General features: G+C 45.9%; 17 protein-coding genes and 1 pseudogene. 7 read left to right on the forward strand and 11 right to left on the reverse strand.

The features are described 5' to 3' along the window. The first annotated feature begins 37 nt into the window (after positions 1-37). A pseudogene (gene mtbB / locus EO95_RS09970) lies at positions 38-1,111 on the forward strand ([dimethylamine--corrinoid protein] Co-methyltransferase). Positions 1,112-1,570: 459 nt separating this feature from the next. Here mtbB and EO95_RS17630 read toward each other — a convergent pair. Beyond that, the gene (locus EO95_RS17630) at positions 1,571-1,735 is read right to left on the reverse strand and encodes a hypothetical protein (protein WP_156164037.1); all 165 of its coding nucleotides are present in this window, start codon (positions 1,733-1,735) and stop codon (positions 1,571-1,573) included. 209 nt (positions 1,736-1,944) lie between these two features. On the opposite strand from EO95_RS17630, the gene lysS reads away from it, so the two are divergent. Together lysS and EO95_RS09980 are read left to right on the forward strand one after the other, a co-directional pair. Next, a complete protein-coding gene (lysS, locus tag EO95_RS09975) occupies positions 1,945-3,558 on the forward strand; it encodes a lysine--tRNA ligase (RefSeq protein ID WP_048134384.1) in 1,614 nt (537 codons plus the stop codon). Between the two features lie 16 nt (positions 3,559-3,574). Continuing rightward, complete coding sequence (locus EO95_RS09980) at positions 3,575-4,366, forward strand: class I SAM-dependent methyltransferase (protein ID WP_235282960.1); 792 nt, start codon at positions 3,575-3,577, stop codon at positions 4,364-4,366. A gap of 98 nt (positions 4,367-4,464) precedes the next feature. Here EO95_RS09980 and EO95_RS09985 read toward each other — a convergent pair whose 3' ends face one another. From EO95_RS09985 to EO95_RS10030, 9 genes are all read right to left on the reverse strand, one after another. Further along, positions 4,465-4,722 carry a pro-sigmaK processing inhibitor BofA family protein gene (locus EO95_RS09985; RefSeq protein WP_048134386.1) on the reverse strand — a complete coding sequence of 86 codons (258 nt, stop codon included), beginning with the start codon at positions 4,720-4,722 and terminating at the stop codon, positions 4,465-4,467. Between the two features lie 149 nt (positions 4,723-4,871). Beyond that, positions 4,872-5,321, reverse strand: a complete 450-nt coding sequence (locus tag EO95_RS09990) for a nucleoside 2-deoxyribosyltransferase (RefSeq protein ID WP_048134388.1) — start codon at positions 5,319-5,321, stop codon at positions 4,872-4,874. A gap of 71 nt (positions 5,322-5,392) precedes the next feature. Further along, entirely contained in the window at positions 5,393-8,005 is a 2,613-nt protein-coding gene (locus EO95_RS09995; RefSeq protein WP_048134391.1) for a DUF3656 domain-containing protein, read from the reverse strand. Positions 8,006-8,240: 235 nt separating this feature from the next. Continuing rightward, positions 8,241-8,642 (reverse strand): hypothetical protein, encoded by a 402-nt coding sequence (locus EO95_RS10000; RefSeq protein ID WP_048134392.1) that lies wholly within the window; start codon positions 8,640-8,642, stop codon positions 8,241-8,243. Between the two features lie 265 nt (positions 8,643-8,907). Further along, entirely contained in the window at positions 8,908-9,729 is an 822-nt protein-coding gene (gene hisF, locus EO95_RS10005) for an imidazole glycerol phosphate synthase subunit HisF (protein WP_048134394.1), read from the reverse strand. A 470-nt stretch (positions 9,730-10,199) separates the two neighbouring features. Next, entirely contained in the window at positions 10,200-10,664 is a 465-nt protein-coding gene (locus tag EO95_RS10015; RefSeq protein ID WP_048134398.1) for a bifunctional nuclease family protein, read from the reverse strand. Positions 10,665-10,778: 114 nt separating this feature from the next. Then, complete coding sequence (locus tag EO95_RS10020; protein ID WP_048134400.1) at positions 10,779-11,504, reverse strand: protein-L-isoaspartate O-methyltransferase; 726 nt, start codon at positions 11,502-11,504, stop codon at positions 10,779-10,781. Positions 11,505-11,652: 148 nt separating this feature from the next. After that, entirely contained in the window at positions 11,653-12,408 is a 756-nt protein-coding gene (locus tag EO95_RS10025) for a protein-L-isoaspartate O-methyltransferase (protein WP_048134402.1), read from the reverse strand. After that, positions 12,350-12,985, reverse strand: a complete 636-nt coding sequence (locus EO95_RS10030) for an HVO_0476 family zinc finger protein (protein WP_048134404.1) — start codon at positions 12,983-12,985, stop codon at positions 12,350-12,352. Before EO95_RS10030 ends, EO95_RS10025 begins: the two co-directional genes overlap by 59 nt. A gap of 624 nt (positions 12,986-13,609) precedes the next feature. Between EO95_RS10030 and EO95_RS10035 the strand changes: the two genes are divergently transcribed. Both EO95_RS10035 and ribB read left to right on the forward strand, forming a co-directional pair. Then, a complete protein-coding gene (locus EO95_RS10035; protein WP_048134406.1) occupies positions 13,610-14,287 on the forward strand; it encodes a winged helix-turn-helix domain-containing protein/riboflavin kinase in 678 nt (225 codons plus the stop codon). Next, positions 14,284-15,027, forward strand: a complete 744-nt coding sequence (gene ribB, locus EO95_RS10040; protein WP_048134407.1) for a 3,4-dihydroxy-2-butanone-4-phosphate synthase — start codon at positions 14,284-14,286, stop codon at positions 15,025-15,027. Before EO95_RS10035 ends, ribB begins: the two co-directional genes overlap by 4 nt. On the opposite strand, the gene EO95_RS18470 is transcribed toward ribB, so the two are convergent. After that, a complete protein-coding gene (locus EO95_RS18470) occupies positions 15,024-15,152 on the reverse strand; it encodes a hypothetical protein (RefSeq protein ID WP_268767900.1) in 129 nt (42 codons plus the stop codon). The genes ribB and EO95_RS18470 overlap by 4 nt on opposite strands. Before the next feature lie 190 nt (positions 15,153-15,342). On the opposite strand from EO95_RS18470, the gene EO95_RS10045 reads away from it, so the two are divergent. Together EO95_RS10045 and aroC are read left to right on the forward strand one after the other, a co-directional pair. Next, the gene (locus EO95_RS10045; RefSeq protein ID WP_048134409.1) at positions 15,343-16,230 is read left to right on the forward strand and encodes a cation diffusion facilitator family transporter; all 888 of its coding nucleotides are present in this window, start codon (positions 15,343-15,345) and stop codon (positions 16,228-16,230) included. A 5-nt stretch (positions 16,231-16,235) separates the two neighbouring features. Further along, positions 16,236-17,333, forward strand: coding sequence for a chorismate synthase (gene aroC / locus EO95_RS10050; protein ID WP_048134411.1), 1,098 nt, complete (start codon positions 16,236-16,238; stop codon positions 17,331-17,333). Positions 17,334-17,414 lie beyond the last annotated feature (81 nt).

A 17,414-nucleotide genomic window follows, 5' to 3' on the forward strand; every position in this document is an offset into this window, starting at 1 on the left:
CTGCATGATGCACGAGAGAGCCTTTGGTGCCGACACCATGGAACTCGGTCACATCGACTACAGCTACAAGCCTGTAAAGCCCGTTGTTTCAAACGAGTGCCAGGCAATGGAAGTCTGCCAGCAGAACATGGTCATCCCTCTCTTCTATGGCGCAATGCCGAACATGGGGCTGTACTACACTCCTGACGGACCCTTCGAGAACCCCGGAGACCTCATGAAAGCTTTCAAGATTCAGGAAGCATGGGACTCTATGGAACACGCCGCAGAGCACCTTTCCAGGGACACCGTATGGGTTATGCAGAAAATCTTTGCCTCCGGGGCAGACGGTGTAAACTTTGACACCACCGGTGCAGCCGGTGACGCAGACATGTACGGAACCCTCCACGCCATCGAGGCTCTCAGGAAGGAATTCCCGAACATGTACATCGAAGCCGGAATGGCCGGGGAATGTGTACTCGGTATGCACGGCAACCTGCAGTACGACGGTACAACCCTCGCAGGCCTCTGGCCACACCAGCAGGCACCTCTGATCGCAAAGGCAGGCGCAAACGTCTTCGGTCCAGTGTGCAACACCAACACCAGCCAGACCTCTGCCTGGAACCTTGCAAGGGCTGTCACCTTCATGAAGGCAGCTGTTGCAGTTTCCACTATCCCCTGTCACGTTGACATGGGTATGGGTGTCGGCGGAATTCCAATGCTTGAGACTCCTCCAATCGATGCCGTTACAAGGGCAAGCAAGGCAATGGTCGAAATTGCCGGCGTCGACGGCATATAGATCGGAGTCGGCGACCCAATGGGTATGCCGATTTCCCACATTATGGCTTCCGGTATGACCGGGATCAGGGCCGCAGGCGACCTTGTCGCAAGGATGGAATTCTCAAAGAACATGAGGATCGGAGAAGCCAAGGAGTACGTCGCAAAGAAGCTCGGAGTCAGCACCATGGACCTCTCAGACGAGCACGTCATGCGTGAACTCCGTGAAGAGCTTGACATCGGTGTCATCACCTCCGTGCCTGGCGCAGCCAAAGGCATTGCAGCAAAGATGAACATCGAGAAGCTTCTCGACGTCAAGATCAACTCCTGCGATCTCTTCAGAAAACAGATTGCTTAAGATGGACTGGTTCAGGCTCCGGCCTGTACCTTCCTCCATGCAATGGAAAAACGGGAGAAAGCAAAAAAACGCTAAAAGCCGTCAAAATGCTTCAATATCTCCGGGAAACCGCTCTGGAAGATTCCTTCCTGACCCGTGTTCCGGGGATATATCCCTGCCGTCTTTTCCATTTTATTTTTTGGAATTTTATTCAAATCCCTGTTTTTCTTTCATTCAATTCTTAATTTTTCTATTGTCGATTATTCTTTTTTATTTTATGCAGTCAGTTTTCTTCGGTTTTCCGATCTGCAGTTTTTCTTTCAGGGTACAATTGTTTAAATTCCGGACTTCCTTTCCGGTTGTTTTCAGTCAGGTTGTTCTGTAATTTTTATTTTTTTGTAATGTAATCTGCTTGATACGATATATTTATATATTTATACGTGCTTTTATTTATTAGCAAATCAAATTTACTTGATTTGCTTAAAAAAGTGCCATTTTAAATCTCCATAATTCGGTAGACTCCTGAAATAATTTGCCTTTGAACCTCCATTCTTTTTTTCCTTTTTTGTCTCCCTGAGTTGATTCTTTCTTTCTTTCTTCATCCCTTCTCTTTTTCTTCATCCTTTCTCTTTTTCTTTCTTCCATCCATTTCGGTTTTCCTTTTTTTGATTCCCTGCGCCCTGATACGGAAATATCTCGAGTGCCTTCAGGGATTTTTATTGCCAGCCCAAAGTTTATCCGTTGATACGATAATTATGCAGGAAATCCAAACCTGCAGGTAAATGCATGAACAGATCCTCATTTCTTGTTTTCATACCTGATTCTACGGTTTATCTGACATTCTGGTGAGAACCATGGCTGACACAATTCACTGGGCGGACTTCATAGCCGAAGACGTGTTAAATAAGAGTGGCAAGCACCTTGTTGCCACAGGAATCACTCCTTCCGGACATATCCATATAGGCAATATGAGGGAGGTCGTGACTGCTGATGCTGCTTACAGGGCACTCCTTGACAGAGGGGCAGATGCTCGTTTAATCTACATTGCCGATAACTACGACCCTCTGCGCAAGGTTTACCCTTTCCTTCCTGAAAGTTATGCCGAGCATGTGGGTAAACCCATTTCCGAGGTTCCCTGCCCATGCGGGGAATGTGCAAATTATGCCGAGCATTTCCTGAAACCTTTCCTTGAAGCCCTGAGACGCCTTGGCATCAACCCCGAGGTTTACAGGGCAGACGAAATGTACAGGGCAGGAATGTATACCGAAGCGATAAAGTCCGCTCTTGTGAAAAGGAATGAAATTGCAAAAATCCTTGAAGAGGTTTCGGGAAAAACAGTTGCAGAGGAATGGAGCCCTTTCAACCCCCGCTGTAACGAATGCGGTAAAATCACGACCACGAAGGTTACGGGTTTTGACCTGGAAGCCGAAACTGTAGACTATGTCTGTGCCTGCGGGCACTCCGGGAAGGTGCCGATGGCAGGAGGGGGAAAGCTTACCTGGAGAGTGGACTGGCCTGCCCGCTGGGCTGTTCTTGGGGTAACTGTGGAACCATTCGGAAAAGACCACGCCTCAAGGGGTGGCTCCTATGATACCGGAAAGCGAATAGTAAGGGAAATCTACGGGCACGAACCTCCCTACCCTATAGTCTATGAGTGGATAATGCTTGGGAAGCAGGGAGCAATGTCTTCTTCTACGGGAGTGGTTGTCTCGATTTCGGATATGCTTGAGGTGGTGCCTCCGGAAGTCCTTCGCTACCTTATCATCCGTACAAAACCTGAAAAACATATCAAGTTCGATCCCGGGCAGCCTCTCCTTACCATGGTGGACGAATACGAGCGGCTCAGGGAAAAATTCCGGGAAAATGATCCCTCCCTCGGGGACTTTGAAAAGAAGATTTACGAACTCTCCCGGGCAACAGGTATCTGCCATCCGGAAATTCCTTTCAAGCAGATGGTGACAATCTATCAGGTCGCCCGGGGAGATTTCGAGCAGGTGCTGAAGATCGTAAAGCGTTCGGGCTTTTCAATTGAAGATGAAAAGTGTATCAGGGAACTTGTGGATAATGTCTCAAAATGGCTTGAACTCTATGCCCCTCCGTTTGCGAAATTTAGCGTAAAAGAAAAGGTGCCTGTGCAGACAGCAACCCTTTCGGAAATCCAGAAATCTTTCCTTGGGGCTTTTGCCGACCTTATCGAAACGAGAGAGACAATCAGCGGAGAGGAATACCATATGCTGGTCTATTCCGCAAAAGATGAAGGTTCTGAACTGAATGGGCTGATCGCAGAAAAGTTAAATGAACCGGTCCCGCAGGTAGACCCTAAAGACCTTTTCAAAGCGATTTACACCTCAATTCTCGGGCAGAACTCGGGTCCGAAAGCTGGCTGGTTCTTATCCTCTTTTGAGAAGGAATTCCTTATAAAGCGGTTCAGGGAAGCTTCAACATACAGCCCTGAAAGGCGCAGTTGAATAATGACCGATAAATATGAAAACAGATAACGGGCAGGTTATAATGGATATGGACATCAAGGACACAGAGATAACTGGCGCGGCAGAAATAAAGGATCTTGATGTACCGGGGAAAAAACCTGCTGGCTCTTCAAAAGAAGGCTCTTCAAAAACAGGTTCTTCAAAAACAGATTCTTCAAAAGAGCACTTCCTTGCCTGGGATAAAGAATACGCCCATCTCAAATGGGGGGGCCCTGCGTCTATTCGGAGTTTGCAGGCTTATCTTGCGCCAGAAGTGAGAGTTCTGGATGCAGGCTCAGGGAACGGAAGGTACCTTGGGGAGCTTTCAAGGCACTACACCGCGATTGGAGCTGATATCTCTTTAACTGCCCTTGGAAGTTCCCGCTCACAGCTTGCAAGAAGTGGCAGGTTTGCAGAACATCTTGGGGCAAGTGTGCATGCCCTTCCTTTCAAATCCGGGTCATTTGACGGAATTCTCTGTTACGGGGTGCTCCAGCATCTTTTTAAAGAAGAGCGGGAAGCTGCTGTCAGGGAATTCTCCCGCCTTCTCTGCTGTGGCGGTTTTATTTTTTTCGAGGCTTTCGGCTATGAAGATATGCGCTGCGGAGGGGAGCCTTCAAGCCCATTTGAAGAAAAAACTTTTGCCCGGCAAAATGGGATAATTTACCATTATTTTACTGAAGAAGAAGTAAAGAAACTTTTTTGCGGGTTTGAAGTTCTTGAACTGGAAAATGTAATAAAAGAGAAAACTTTTAGAGGGGAATCTTATCAACGGCACATGGTCAGGGGAGTTTTCCGGAAACTTTGAATTTAATTCAGATTTTTTCTGAATCTTCCTACTCATCTGTTTTTTGCCGTTTCAGACCCTCTATACAACTTTAAAAACAACCTGAATATTTTATTTTTTCATACAAAAGCTAACTTCAGGTAATTAAGCACGATTATTACAAGGGCTCCGAAAATTCCTCCTATTGCGCAGACCAGGACTGCTACCCAGGTGATTGCGATTTCAAGTCCTAACAAAAACTTTGCTACGATCAGGGTTAAGATCCCAAGTGCTGCATTTATTGCAAGGCCGGTGGCAGTCTTGAGGACTTTGTACAGCACAAATGCCACTACAGCTGCCAGAATTAATACTGATATTTCGGGAACTCCAACTACCATAGATTATACATAGAGTTCAAATTATTTATATTTATCATTGAGTTTTATGAACCAGTTGTGTCTTTTTGGATATTTGTGTCAGATATACTCGAAAATGGCCTCTTATCTTTTTTATTTGAGGACAGAACACTATTTTACGGCATTTTTCCTTAGAGAGCCCGGACAAATTTAACAATAATTTCATTAAGTGCTGCCTCGTTTGAATAAGTCTGTACCTCCAGTGAAGGCTCAGGATTCCCGAGCACCATTGAAGAGACTGCCGCATCGGACCTGTGCAGGCAGAGTACAGGAATTTTCCGGATAAGCGCCCTGCATATTTCATAGCCTACACCCGTGGACGGTACTGTCACTTCTGCAATCAGCGCATCACTTTTTGCAAGCAAACCAATATCTCTGGCATAGATTTCCTGTTCAGTCATTTTTGATTCGTTTTCTTCCAGCTCGGGGTCTGCAACATGCCAGGTGAGTACTTCAGCTCCTGCTTCTTCGAGGGCGTCGTACATAAACCGGTATGTCTCAAGAAGCTGTCTTCCTCCCCGGATCGAGCCTGACAGGAATATTTTCGGGTTCTGCCGTTCTGCTACTGTCTTTTTTTCCATTATCCGATCATCCTTTTTTCTCTTCTATCTCTTGCCGCTCTTTTTTGTCTGTTTTTTCTGTTTCGGTTCTCTTACTGTACGCCTCTGAAGTAATGCCCTGTGGTAAAACCTTTCCCGAGATCCTCACATTTTTCCTTTGCCCTCTCTCCGGTCTCACAAAATGCGTCAATTGCTTTCCTGTATTTCCCTGTAATTCTCCTGATTTCTTCTGGATTGTCCATTCCGAGAGTCTCGATTCTCAGGCTTGAAACACCACTTTCGATAAGTGCCGGGACATATTCCAGCATGCAGAGGGACCTTGAGTTCAGGAGGTGAGTCCTGCACTGGTAGTCCATGAGCAGGGGAAATTCGTAATTCTTTTCATCTACCAGCTTAAAGTTCCCTGAGGTACAGGGTGCGCTGCATTGATTTCCATCTTTCCCGAGCAGCCCTCCTGCAAGGCAGTGTTCGGATTCCATCAGTTCGAGGCGGCCGTGGATAATGCATTCGGCAGGTCCGTAAGCAGCTACTTCTTTGAGCTCGTCAAGCGTTAATTCGGGAGAAATTACCGCCATTTCTGCTCCTTTCTGTAAAAGGAGGGCAAAGGTATAGCCGTTATAGATATTCATGGGACTGTCTGCAATACATGGAACTTTTTTTTCTTTTGCGAGGTTAAACGTCCCGAGGTTTGAAACAAGGACCCCGTCAGCTCCGAACTTTTCCACATGGGAGAGAAGTTCTTCCACCGGTTTCATCTCGTAGTCCTTCACTATTTTAGGAGTATTAAAATAGATTTTACTGCCTGCAGCTCTGGCTTTCAGAACAGCGCTTTCAAAAATAGATTCAAGACTCCTGCCGGAAGCCTCCTCTCCGTCGGAGTTTTTCTCTTTTCCGGCTGCTTTCGGCCTTCTATAAAGTCCCTCTCCGAAGTAAACACAGTCTGCTCCGCCTGCAAGAGCTCCTTCAAGCCCTTCAGAGGAATACACGGCAACTGAAAGCAAGGGCTTTCCCGGAAGTTTTTGGGTTTTTATTTCCTCTATCTCCCGCGTTTCCTTTCTTTTCTCTGTTTCCCCTGGTTTCCCGTTTTCCTCTATTTCCGTTGCCTTTTTTTCTCCAAATACAGGGAGCTGCAGATTTTCTAGAGGCGCACGCTTCCACTTTGATACGCGCAGGTTTTCAAGCTGCAAGACCGCTTTTGTCCTCAAGTCGTTCAGTTGCCCAACGGGAATAAAAATATCCCCTTCTACATTCACATTAAGTTCGGCTGCCTCAAAAAGAGTATTTCCAAGCTTGGTGAGCTGTTTTTCTATCTGGGCTTTTGAGGTTGGCACCTTTTCTGCCTTCTCGACCAGATATTCGGATTCAACTGCCACTACATTTGAATCGCTGTCTTTTATTTCGAGCCTGGCAGGTTTTCCCGGGGCAATGGTTGCTGTGATAAGTAAGGGGATCTTAGGCCTCAGGGCTCCGAATTCGCTTTCTTTTTTAAGGGAATCCATAAGTTTCTTGTCATGTGTCCTGTAAACCGTGCTTCCTGATGGCGCTCTTGAATCAAAGGAGATCTCTATGACTTCTCCTTTCCCCGCATTGTATACAGGGCCCCTTTCAGTATACATCGAGGATATGATTTTTCCTTTATCTTCAGGCCTGGTCTCGGCATTTTCGACCATTATCCCGTCTCCCAGGCGGAGGGAGTTTGAAAGTTTTATGCGAATACGCTTTGTGCGCGTGTCATAGCTGACAACCTTGCCTGCGGGAATCCCGCGGTTGTGGGGGTTTTCCCGGCTCATAAGTTTTTCACGCGGGTTTCCAAAAAAGTAGCCTGAGGTAAAGCCGCGGTTAAATAGCTGGGTAAGGGTCTCCTGCTCCTCTTCGGAAACCGAATAACCGGCAGGGTTTTTCAGGTACCTGTCAATCAGGCGGTGGTAGATCCTGACAACTCCTGCAACATATTCCGGCCTTTTCATCCTGCCCTCAATTTTGAAAGACTCGATCCCGGCTTCTATAAGGGCTCCAAGGCCTGAGGTCGTGTTAAGGTCCTTAGGGCTTAAAAGATAACTGCCACTGGTTTTAACCTGCTTTCCTGCACAGTACAGCCTGTACTTTTTGCGGCACGGCTGGGCGCAGTATCCCCTGTTTCCGCTTCTTCCCCCTATAAGACTGCTCATGAGGCACTGGCCTGAATAGGAAATGCAGAGGGCTCCGTGTACGAAAACCTCTATCTCTACATCATTTTTTTCTTTTATCTTATTTATATCTTCAAGTGAAACTTCCCGTGAGAGTACAACTCTTTCGATTCCCAGCTCCTTTACAAAAGCAACCCCTTCACTGTTATGCAGAGTCATCTGCGTGCTTGCATGCAGGGGAAGGTCAGGCAGGTATTTCCGGGAAAGGGAAATAAGTCCAAGATCCTGAATGATAATTGCATCTGTTCCCATTTCTCTCAGGCGGGAAAGCAGTATAAGAGCACTTTCCATTTCCCCTTCCTTGAGCAGGGTGTTTACGGTTACGTAGATTTTTACGCCCCTTAGATGGGCATAATCAATAGCTTTTTCAAGCTCTTCCTCTGAAAAATTAGATGCATATCCCCGGGCGCTAAAAGCCCTGGCTCCTATGTATGCAGCATCAGCTCCGTTTTCTACAGCTGCCGTAAGGGCTTCCATGCCGCCGGCCGGTGCCAGCAGTTCAGGTTTTGCAGGCTTCATCAAATGGGATTACAGAGTATGCTCTTAATTAAGCTTTGGCATCCTTTTTGGAAAACATAAAACTGAAAATCAAAAAGTGCGGAAATATTCCTTCCTGCAAGCTGATAACTGCTCAGGAAGCAATTCCTCTAAAACACCTTAAAACCAATCGGTAATACTGTTTTAAAAATTATAAAAGGGGGGAGTAGATTATTAAAGAGCTAACGGACAAAACCCGATATAATGTTTTTCCGGGTTATGCTTTTGGCCCAATTATCCAGGTCATAATCCTGTTGTTTTTCTTATCTTTTGAGGTTTCGCAGAGTATTTTTCCATCATGCATGTGGGATTCGCAGGAATAGTTGACTTTGTCTTCCTTTCCCATGTGCTTAAAGTGTACCTTGAAGTATCCCTCTGAGCACCCTATCCCGTATTTAATCCAGCCTTCAATATCCGCTCCACCCTCACAGCTTCCCTCGCATGCAATAAGCTCAAAGGTCTTTTCTTCATAAGACCCGATTTTTTCTGGAGCAAAGTGGCCTTTTTTGTACTTCCCCTTCTCAATTTTCTGAGCCTGAAGCACAAAGTCCTCACCGGTGTTGTTCAGGATCTTCAACTGCAACCCTTCAAGAGTTTTCATAGTTTCTGTTTCTGACATCTTCGATTACCCCGATAAGAATTCAGATAAAAATTCCAGATAAGAGATTGCCTCTAATAAATAAAAAAGTATCTCAAAATATCTGGAAGTAAATATATTATAGAAGGAAGAATCGCTGAGGTAATAGAGGCTCTTGATGCCGTAATGCTCTGGGTGAAGTAACGCCCTGGAAAATAGATCTCCTGGAAAAATAGATCCCTTGAAAATTAAGGATTATGGATGCCAGGCTCTTCTGAAGGGCATCATCCTCAATTTTTTCCAGCATTCAGAGCCTTACAGGGATTTCCCGCTCTCTCAGGTACTCTTTTACTTCTCGTATTGAATATTCACTGAAGTGGAAAATGCTTGCTGCAAGGGCTGCATCGGCTTTTCCTTTGGAAAACCCTTCATAGATATGCTGTGGGTTTCCAACTCCGCCAGAGGCGATGATTGGGACATCCAGTTCTTCGGAGAGCTTTCTTGTAATGGGGATATCGTAGCCAGCGCAGGTCCCGTCCCGGTCCATACTTGTAAGCAGGATTTCTCCTGAACCCAGTTCTTCTGCTCTTCTTGCCCACTGCACGGCATCAATCCCCGTAGCTTCCCTGCCTCCGTAAATTACCACTTCATACCAGGCGGGGGTCCCATCTTCAAGTTCCAGGATGGTTTTGCCGGGATTGTTCTTTATGTCTGTATTTCGCCTGCAGTCAATCGCAGTAACAATACACTGGGCTCCGAATATGTCAGAGGACTCTTTTATAAAATCAGGGTTTTTTATTGCCGAGGTGTTGACCGAAACCTTATCAGCGCCTGCCCTCAGGATCTGGCGGATAGCGTTAATTGAACTGATCCCGCCTCCAACTGTGAGAGGGATAAAAACCTCATCTGCGGTCCTTTCGATCACATCGATCATGGTTCCCCTGCCGTGAGCTGAAGCTGTGATATCCAGGAAAACAAGTTCGTCTGCGCCGTCTTCATTATAGCGCTTGGCGAGTTCCACAGGGTCTCCGGCCTCTTTCAGGTCCACAAACTCCACACCCTTGACTACACAGCCGCCTGCCCTGTCAAGGGTCACATCAAGGCATGGTATGATTCTTTTGGTGAGCATCAAGGGATATTGAAGTTAACTGTTATTAAAAGCTTATTGAAATTAAGCGGTAGAAGTCCTGAGGGCAGCAGGCTGTCAGAATAAGTAGAGATGGAATAATCTGGTGGTCCCTCATTAACTGGTTGATATATTCCAGAGTCCGGGAGAAGATCTTCCGTTTTCTCTCCCTGCGCCGCAAGGACCTGGGCCGACCTGCCAACCAGATAAAAAGCGACCTAAAAACCGACAACGCGATTAAGAGAGATAAAAATACATTGGATAAATGCCCCCGGACTGAGAGAACACTTTCCTTTACCTCAGAAACCGTGTTTTAATTCAAGTAAACATCAGTACCTCCACCAGCCGGTCTGGAGGCCCTGCAAAAAAGCAGAATAAACAGATGTGAAATGCCAAAACCCATCAAGTAGTCCTCTTGAGCGAGCGAAGCGAGCGAAAAGGACAGCGCACTGCAGAGCCGCAACTCTGCTGATTCAGCCAAAAATATTCATCACACGTGCGCCTTCAAGTCTGGACATCTCTATTTCGGAACATTCCAGCACTTTCTTTCTAATTCTGATCGGGGCTCCCACCCTGAGGGCGAGGGCAATACAGTCACTTGGTCTTGCATCGAATTGCATTATGTTATTGTCCTTTCTTATCAGGAGGCGGGCATAATAGACTTTATCCACCTTATCATCGATCATTACGCCCTCTACCTTTATTTCCATACGGTCAAAAATATTAACCATGAGGTCATGAGCCATCGGGCGAGGAGGAGAGATATTTTTAAGTACGTTTCCTATTGAAAGGGCTTCCAGATGCCCAATATATATGGGAAGCATCTCGCCTTTTAAATTCTCAAGCAGTACTACCGGAGTAGGGTCACTGAAAACATCGACTATATAGACATCTTTGACATGAATTTCTTCAAAATCCTCGTAATTATCGATGTCCATATCAAGTAGTTAATTTCACATATATTAATACCTTATTTAATTTTTTTTAATTTATTAAAGGAGATGCTTATAGCCTTGCTTCAGACTTTTTTCTAATGCCAAATTATCACGTTCTTAATTTTTTGGGAAACCATGTTTTCCGAGCATAGGCACGAAGGTAACCTCACCTTTTCTTTTCTTATGTATATTGCCATTGCTATCTTTTTTAATCCTGATAAGTTCCTGGAAATAATCCCCTACAGGAATTACCATTATCCCCCCGGGTTTCAACTGTTCCAGCAGAGTCTTAGGGATAGAGGGCGCTGCGCATGTTACAACTATCCTGTCATAAGGTGCATACCGGGGATAACCTATTGATCCATTCTCAAGTAATACTGTAACATTATCGTACCCCGTTTCTTCCAGGTTCTTCATTGCAAAATTTACAAGAGGTTTTATGCGCTCCACAGTGTATATACGTCCGGTTTTTCCTATGAGCTCTGCCATCACTGCAGCATTATATCCGGAACCTGCCCCAATTTCCAGGACTTTATGCCCTTCAGACAGCTCCAGGATTTCACACATAATAGCAACCATATGAGGGGCGGATATTGTTTGCCCGTGGCTGATTTCTAGAGGTCTGTCCGTATAAGCTGCCCTTTGCTCATATTCCGGAACAAACCTGTGTCTGGGAACACGGAGCATGGCCTTGAGCACATTTTTTTCCAGTACGATACCTTCAAGCCTTTCTACAAGGAGCTTGCGAAGCTCTTCGAATTCTTTTTCTTCTTTTTCTTCTTTTGTTCTTCTCTTGTTATCCTTACCATAGTCCTTTTCGGAAATCGCGTTGACCAAAATCATCCTCCTTCTTTCTGATAATTTTGTTTACTTGTTTTGCAAGCACAACGTCGCTTTTCTGGACCTGAATACCCCATCCCTAACTTTTATTTTATTGATTAAAAGGCGTGGATTTCCAACTTCTTCTATCTGCGTCATACTCCCGGTTCTTTTAAAACCCGTATTTGCCTATCAAAGGCACGAAAATAACTCCCCCTCTTTTCTCTTTGTGTATATTGCCTTCGCTATCTTTTTTAATTCTGATAAGCTCCTGGACATATTCCCCTACAGGAATTACCATTATTCCTCCGGGTTTCAATTGCTCCAGTAGAGGCTCAGGGATGTCAGGAGCTGCGCATGTTACAACTATCCTGTCATAAGGAGAATAGCTGGAATAGCCCACAGATCCGTCTTCAAGCAGTACGGTAACGTTTTCGTAGCCGGCTTTTTTCAGGTTCTCCCTTGCAAAATTCACAAGGGGCTCTATGCGCTCAACAGTGTATACATGCCCCTTTCTCCCTACAAGTTCCCCCATTACTGCTGCATGATATCCTGACCCCGCCCCTATTTCCAGGACCTTTAGCCCTTCCGAAAGCTCAAGGAGATCACACATAATGGCAACCATATGAGGGGCAGAGATAGTTTGCCCGAAGCCGATATTCAGAGGCGTATCAATGTAAGCCCCCTTTTTCGCGTATTCCGGGACAAATATATGCCTTGGGACCTTGAGCATGGCTTTGAGGACTTTTCTTCCTGTTCCATGGATCTCAAGCCCTCTTATGAGGTGCTCTCGCATCTCTTCGAGTTTATGCAGTTCTTCCTGGTCTTCGTCCTGTTTTCTTACTCCCTTTTTTTCGATGTGGTTTTCTTTACCACGGTCCTCTTCTGCTCCCACCCTGAATTGATCCTTCTCTTTTCTTTTTGGCAAATATACGTTTTACATATTTTGCAAGTACAACGTCGTCTCTCCTTGACCTGAACAGCCCGTCTCTGACCTTGATTTTGGTGATGAAAATCCTGGTGTTTCCAACTTTCTCCTCTGCTCCCACTACAAATTCATAGTCTCCGGGAACGCGTTTTTCCATTACTTCCGTTTTTTCAGTTCCTTGCTGTACGGAGAATTTTACAGTTATCTCATCAATTGCCCTTCCCCACACTGTCTCTATTTCTTCTGCAATGCCTGCATTGACACGTTTCCCTCCTGCTTCAAGGGAGGTGATCAGGATAGGGCATACCATTCCCGTCTCTTCATCGTCAACAATCAGCTCGTCATCCACCTCAAGAACAGTCTCGGAATCCAGATCGGTTTTGAAGGTATTTGAGGTATCCATCTTGCTGACAATGACCCTCACGCTGATGTTTTTCGGGGTTTTAATCTTTGCAGGATGCACCTGGCCGCACTTCATACAGCGGACAAGCGGGCTCTGTCCTTCTTTCAGAACTTCATGTCCAACTTCCTCTTGCGGGGAACAGGAGGGGCACTCAATATCAATTTCTCTTATCATAGTCTAATCAGTAGATGGATTCAAAATACTAAATACTTAACTTCTCCGGTGATGTTTTCTTCTGAAGGTATCTTGCAGGAGAAGTTCGGACATAAAAAAGCCCCATTAAAAATAAATTCGAGATAAAGATAATAGAGTAAAAAAGCAAATGGCTCCTGAATTTAAACCCTGAGCCTGGAACGTTGTTATCCTTTTACTATCCATTATCCTGGAAATTACTATCTATTATCCTGGAAATCAGCCCATCTCTAGCTTCATGGTTATTATTCCGGATTCAAGGTTTTTCCAGCCCGGTTAATGATTTTTTTGTATTTGCCGTACACAGGTGGGCTCAAGAGGCGCTCGACGCATGGGAAAGAAGCTTGAAATGCCAGTAGTGTGTGATTCCTCAGGTGAACATGAGTGGCATTCGATATTGATCTGCTGTGTCATGGCAGGTATGTTTTCCAATTCTCTCTATTCTACTTAGTTGGTTCATAAAACTTTTTATATTACCATTCGGAATACTGATTCCTTTATCCTCCCGTCCTGCCTGATATCAAAAGTTTTATTATAATGAAATGCGTAGTCTTACATCTCATAATTGAGACGCATCTCAAAATTAAGGCAATAAGGGTGCCGACAGTGCCGGACATTGAATACCTGAAGAAACTTGCCCTCAGAGGGGCAGTAAACAAAAATGTTAAGGTCTCTTCGAGTGAGTTTCACAAGCATACGGGGGACAGCTCTAAAACCGCAGCAAGAAAGCTAAAGCAGATGGAAGAAGAGCGGTTAATTGAAAGAAAGATAGTCCCCGGTGGCCAGTTGATAAAAATGACCGAAAAAGGGATTGAAATCCTAAAGAACGAATACGTTGAATACAACAGGATCTTTTCCTCAGAGCCTGATACCCTGGAACTTGAAGGAAATGTGCTTAAAGGTCTTGGTGAAGGTCAGTACTATATAAACATCCCCGGATACAGGAAGCAATTTGAAGAAAAACTGCATTTTGTACCTTTCCCGGGTACTCTGAACGTGCAGCTTTCTGAAAACAGCTCGGCTCTTCGAAACAGGTTGCTAGAAATGCCCGCAGTCCGGATAGAAGGTTTTAATGATGGAGAACGCACTTTCGGAGGCGGGAATTGTTATCCTCTCAAAGTAGAGGGCATAGAAGCTGCTGTGGTCGTTCCTGACAGGACGCACTACCCATCGGATTTAATTGAGATTATTGCACCGGTAAAACTCAGGGATGCCCTGAAATTGAAAGACGGAGATAGAATTGTGACACGGGTAAAAAAGCAGGGTATGGAGGGACAGGAATGAGCGAGAGTACAGTATGCGAATGCCTGAAGTATAGTAATGAGAACATCAACAGGGCACTGGAAGCCCTGCGTGACGGAAAAATGATTCAGATCTATGACTCGGACTCCAGGGAAGGAGAAACAGATCTTGTGATCCCTGCAAAGGCTGTCACTTACACAGACGTTAAGTGGATGCGGAAAGACGCAGGAGGGCTTATCTGTGTGGCAGTAGATCCTGTGGCATCAAAACAGCTCAGGCTGCCTTTTATGGCAGACATTGTCCGGGAAGCCAGTAAAACAAGTGAATCCCTCGGAGAAGTTGTTGAAAAAGACGGGGACCTTAAGTACGATTCACATTCCTCTTTTTCCATCTGGGTCAACCACAGGGATACAAGAACAGGAATCCCTGATCTTGAAAGAGCCCTTACAATCAGAAAAATCGGGGAAATCACGGAAAACTCCCTCTCCGGAAACGGAGTCCGGTTTGGAAACGAGTTCCGGACTCCCGGGCATGTGGCTCTCCTCCGGGCTGCCGAAGGGCTTCTCGATGAACGCATGGGCCAGACAGAGCTTTCAGTTGCCCTCGCCAGAATGGCAGGAATTACCCCTGCAATGGTTGTCTGCGAGATGCTGGATGACGTTAGTGGGAAAGCCCTTTCAAAAGAAAAATCAAAAGAATATGGCAAAGAACACGGGCTTGTCTTCCTCGAAGGGCAGGAAATAGTTGAAGCCTATATGTTGTGGACAGGCTCAGGGTGCTAAAACACCTTTTCTTTTCCACTTCTAATTTCTTTTCCACTTCCGATTTCTTTTCCACTTTTATTTCTTTTCCACTTTGATTTCTTTTTTACTTCCGATTTCTTTTCCACTTTTAATTTCTTTTCCACTTTGATTTCTTTTCTACTTTGATTTCTTTTTTACATTTTTCTGGTTTGCTAGTTCGGGACAGCAGAATATTATAATATAAAACGTAAGTTACTATCTAACAACAGCGTCTTCCGGCTATACTAAACCTTTTGTTTCTGTCGTTCCGTATTCCTGTGTTTTGCAGTTCACATCTGGGGGTGCCATCTGGTGATGCATAGGTTCAAAAAAGTCCAGCAAGTTCTTGTTCTTGTACTTTTCCTGAACCTTGCCGTAGCTTTTGCTAAAATCATTTACGGGAAATTAACCGGCACCTTAAGCATGACTGCGGACGGATATCATTCCCTTTTTGACGGGGTATCCAATATTGTGGGTCTGGTGGGAATTTTTATTGCATCCCGTCCTCCTGACAGGGAACATCCCTACGGCCACCAGAAGTACGAAACAGTTGCTTCGATTTTTATAGCTGTCTTGCTTCTGTTTGTCGGGTTTGAGATCTTCCAGAATGCTCTGGACCGTTTTCTTGTACGGAGCACTCCCGGGGTAACAGCCCTGAGCTTTATCATTATGCTCGGGACAATGGGTGTGAACTACCTGGTCACTCGCTACGAACATGGGCAAGGGGTAGCTTTGAGCAGCTCGGTACTTATTGCAGACTCCATGCACACTAAAAGTGATATCTATGTCTCTTTCTCGGTTATAGTAAGCCTGGTTGCGATACGGTCAGGTTTTCCTCTGCTTGATCCTGTAATAGCTCTTCTGATTTCTTTCCTTATCTTCAGGGCCGGGTTCAGGATTATGAAAGAGAGTTCAAAGGTTCTGCTTGACATGTCCCGACTTGAGGAAGAAGAGATCTGCAACCTTGTTTTAGGAATTGAGGGGGTACTCGGCTGCCACAAAATCCGGACTCGTGGAGGCATGGGCGATATCCGGATAGATATGCATGTGCTTGTGCGGTCTGACATGCCTCTTGAAGATGCACACCTTATCGCTCACAGGGTAAGCAAAATGCTGAAGGTTGAGTACAAAGACGTTACTGATGTGGTTGTACACCTTGAACCTGCCTTACCCCAAGAATCAAATAGCAAAAAAACCAGTTAAGATGCATGGCTGGAAACGTTTTCGGGCAGATGTTTCAAATCACGACCTGGGGAGAGTCCCACGGCAGGGCTGTAGGTGTCGTGGTTGACGGGCTGCCTGCAGGTCTTCCTTTCTCCGAAGCCGATATCCAGAAAGAACTGGACAGACGGCGCCCCGGGCAGAGTGAGGTTTCCACTCCCAGAAGCGAGGCTGACAGGGTGGAGATACTTTCAGGAATTTTTGAAGGCATGAGCACAGGGACTCCCATCTCCATGCTGGTCTGGAATTCTGATGCCAGGTCTTCTTCTTATGATGCTATCAAAGACACTCCCCGCCCCGGCCATGCCGATTTTACGTACATGGCCCGTTACGGAATAAGGGACCACCGCGGGGGAGGCAGGTCTTCAGCGCGGGAAACAATAGGCAGGGTTGCAGGCGGGGCTCTTGCAAAACTTTTGCTTTCCCATTACGGAATCCGGATTGCCGGGCATGTGCTGGAACTTGGCGGAATCCGGGCAAAACCCCTGTCTTTTGAAGAAATCCTCAAAAACGTGGAAAAAACCCCTGTGCGTTGTGCCGACCTTGAAGCTGCTGAAAATATGCTTGAAAAAGTTGCAGCCCTGCGGCAGGAAGGAGATAGCGTCGGCGGAATTGTCGAGGTTATTGCAAAAGGCGTGCCTGCAGGTCTCGGAGAACCGGTATTTGACAGGCTGGATGCGGACCTTGCAAAAGCCCTTGTGAGCATCCCTGCAGTCAAAGGCTTTGAAATCGGAGCCGGATTTGAGGCCGCCCGCATGCGCGGAAGTGAAATGAACGATTCCTTCCGCATGGAAGACGGAAAAATTACCTGTTCGAGCAACAACGCAGGCGGCATCCTCGGAGGAATCTCATCGGGCCTGGACATCGTCTGCCGTGCAGCAGTAAAGCCCACTCCTTCCATAAGTAAACTTCAGCAAACCGTTGACCTCTCAACTAATGAAAATGCCGAAATTGCAATCAAAGGGCGTCACGATCCCACGATTCCTCCGCGCATGGTGCCGGTTGCCGAAGCCATGGTTGCCCTTGTGCTTGCCGACCATATGCTGAGGAGTGGTTTTATTAATCCCAGGACCCTGCTGGAATAAAGGTAATACAGTGAGTGCGGCCTCTCTCCCCCAAAATCCACTCCAATTTATATACACTCTCCGCCGCAAATCACTTCTTTT

The sequence above is a fragment of the Methanosarcina sp. 1.H.T.1A.1 genome (assembly GCF_000979295.1).
GTDB lineage: Archaea > Halobacteriota > Methanosarcinia > Methanosarcinales > Methanosarcinaceae > Methanosarcina.

Excerpts from the sequence above, each read along its gene's own strand:
- aroC (WP_048134411.1), top strand. The coding sequence starts at position 16,236 with ATGGCTGGAAACGTTTTCGGGCAGATGTTTCAAATCACGACCTGGGGA.
- ribB (WP_048134407.1), top strand. The coding sequence starts at position 14,284 with ATGAGCGAGAGTACAGTATGCGAATGCCTGAAGTATAGTAATGAGAAC.
- hisF (WP_048134394.1), bottom strand. The coding sequence starts at position 9,729 with ATGCTCACCAAAAGAATCATACCATGCCTTGATGTGACCCTTGACAGG.
- EO95_RS17630 (WP_156164037.1), bottom strand. The coding sequence starts at position 1,735 with ATGGAAGAAAGAAAAAGAGAAAGGATGAAGAAAAAGAGAAGGGATGAA.
- EO95_RS09990 (WP_048134388.1), bottom strand. The coding sequence starts at position 5,321 with ATGGAAAAAAAGACAGTAGCAGAACGGCAGAACCCGAAAATATTCCTG.
- EO95_RS10000 (WP_048134392.1), bottom strand. The coding sequence starts at position 8,642 with ATGTCAGAAACAGAAACTATGAAAACTCTTGAAGGGTTGCAGTTGAAG.
- EO95_RS09985 (WP_048134386.1), bottom strand. The coding sequence starts at position 4,722 with ATGGTAGTTGGAGTTCCCGAAATATCAGTATTAATTCTGGCAGCTGTA.
- EO95_RS09995 (WP_048134391.1), bottom strand. The coding sequence starts at position 8,005 with ATGAAGCCTGCAAAACCTGAACTGCTGGCACCGGCCGGCGGCATGGAA.
- EO95_RS10015 (WP_048134398.1), bottom strand. The coding sequence starts at position 10,664 with ATGGACATCGATAATTACGAGGATTTTGAAGAAATTCATGTCAAAGAT.
- EO95_RS10030 (WP_048134404.1), bottom strand. The coding sequence starts at position 12,985 with ATGATAAGAGAAATTGATATTGAGTGCCCCTCCTGTTCCCCGCAAGAG.
- lysS (WP_048134384.1), top strand. The coding sequence starts at position 1,945 with ATGGCTGACACAATTCACTGGGCGGACTTCATAGCCGAAGACGTGTTA.
- EO95_RS10020 (WP_048134400.1), bottom strand. The coding sequence starts at position 11,504 with ATGATTTTGGTCAACGCGATTTCCGAAAAGGACTATGGTAAGGATAAC.
- EO95_RS09980 (WP_235282960.1), top strand. The coding sequence starts at position 3,575 with ATGAAAACAGATAACGGGCAGGTTATAATGGATATGGACATCAAGGAC.
- EO95_RS10045 (WP_048134409.1), top strand. The coding sequence starts at position 15,343 with ATGCATAGGTTCAAAAAAGTCCAGCAAGTTCTTGTTCTTGTACTTTTC.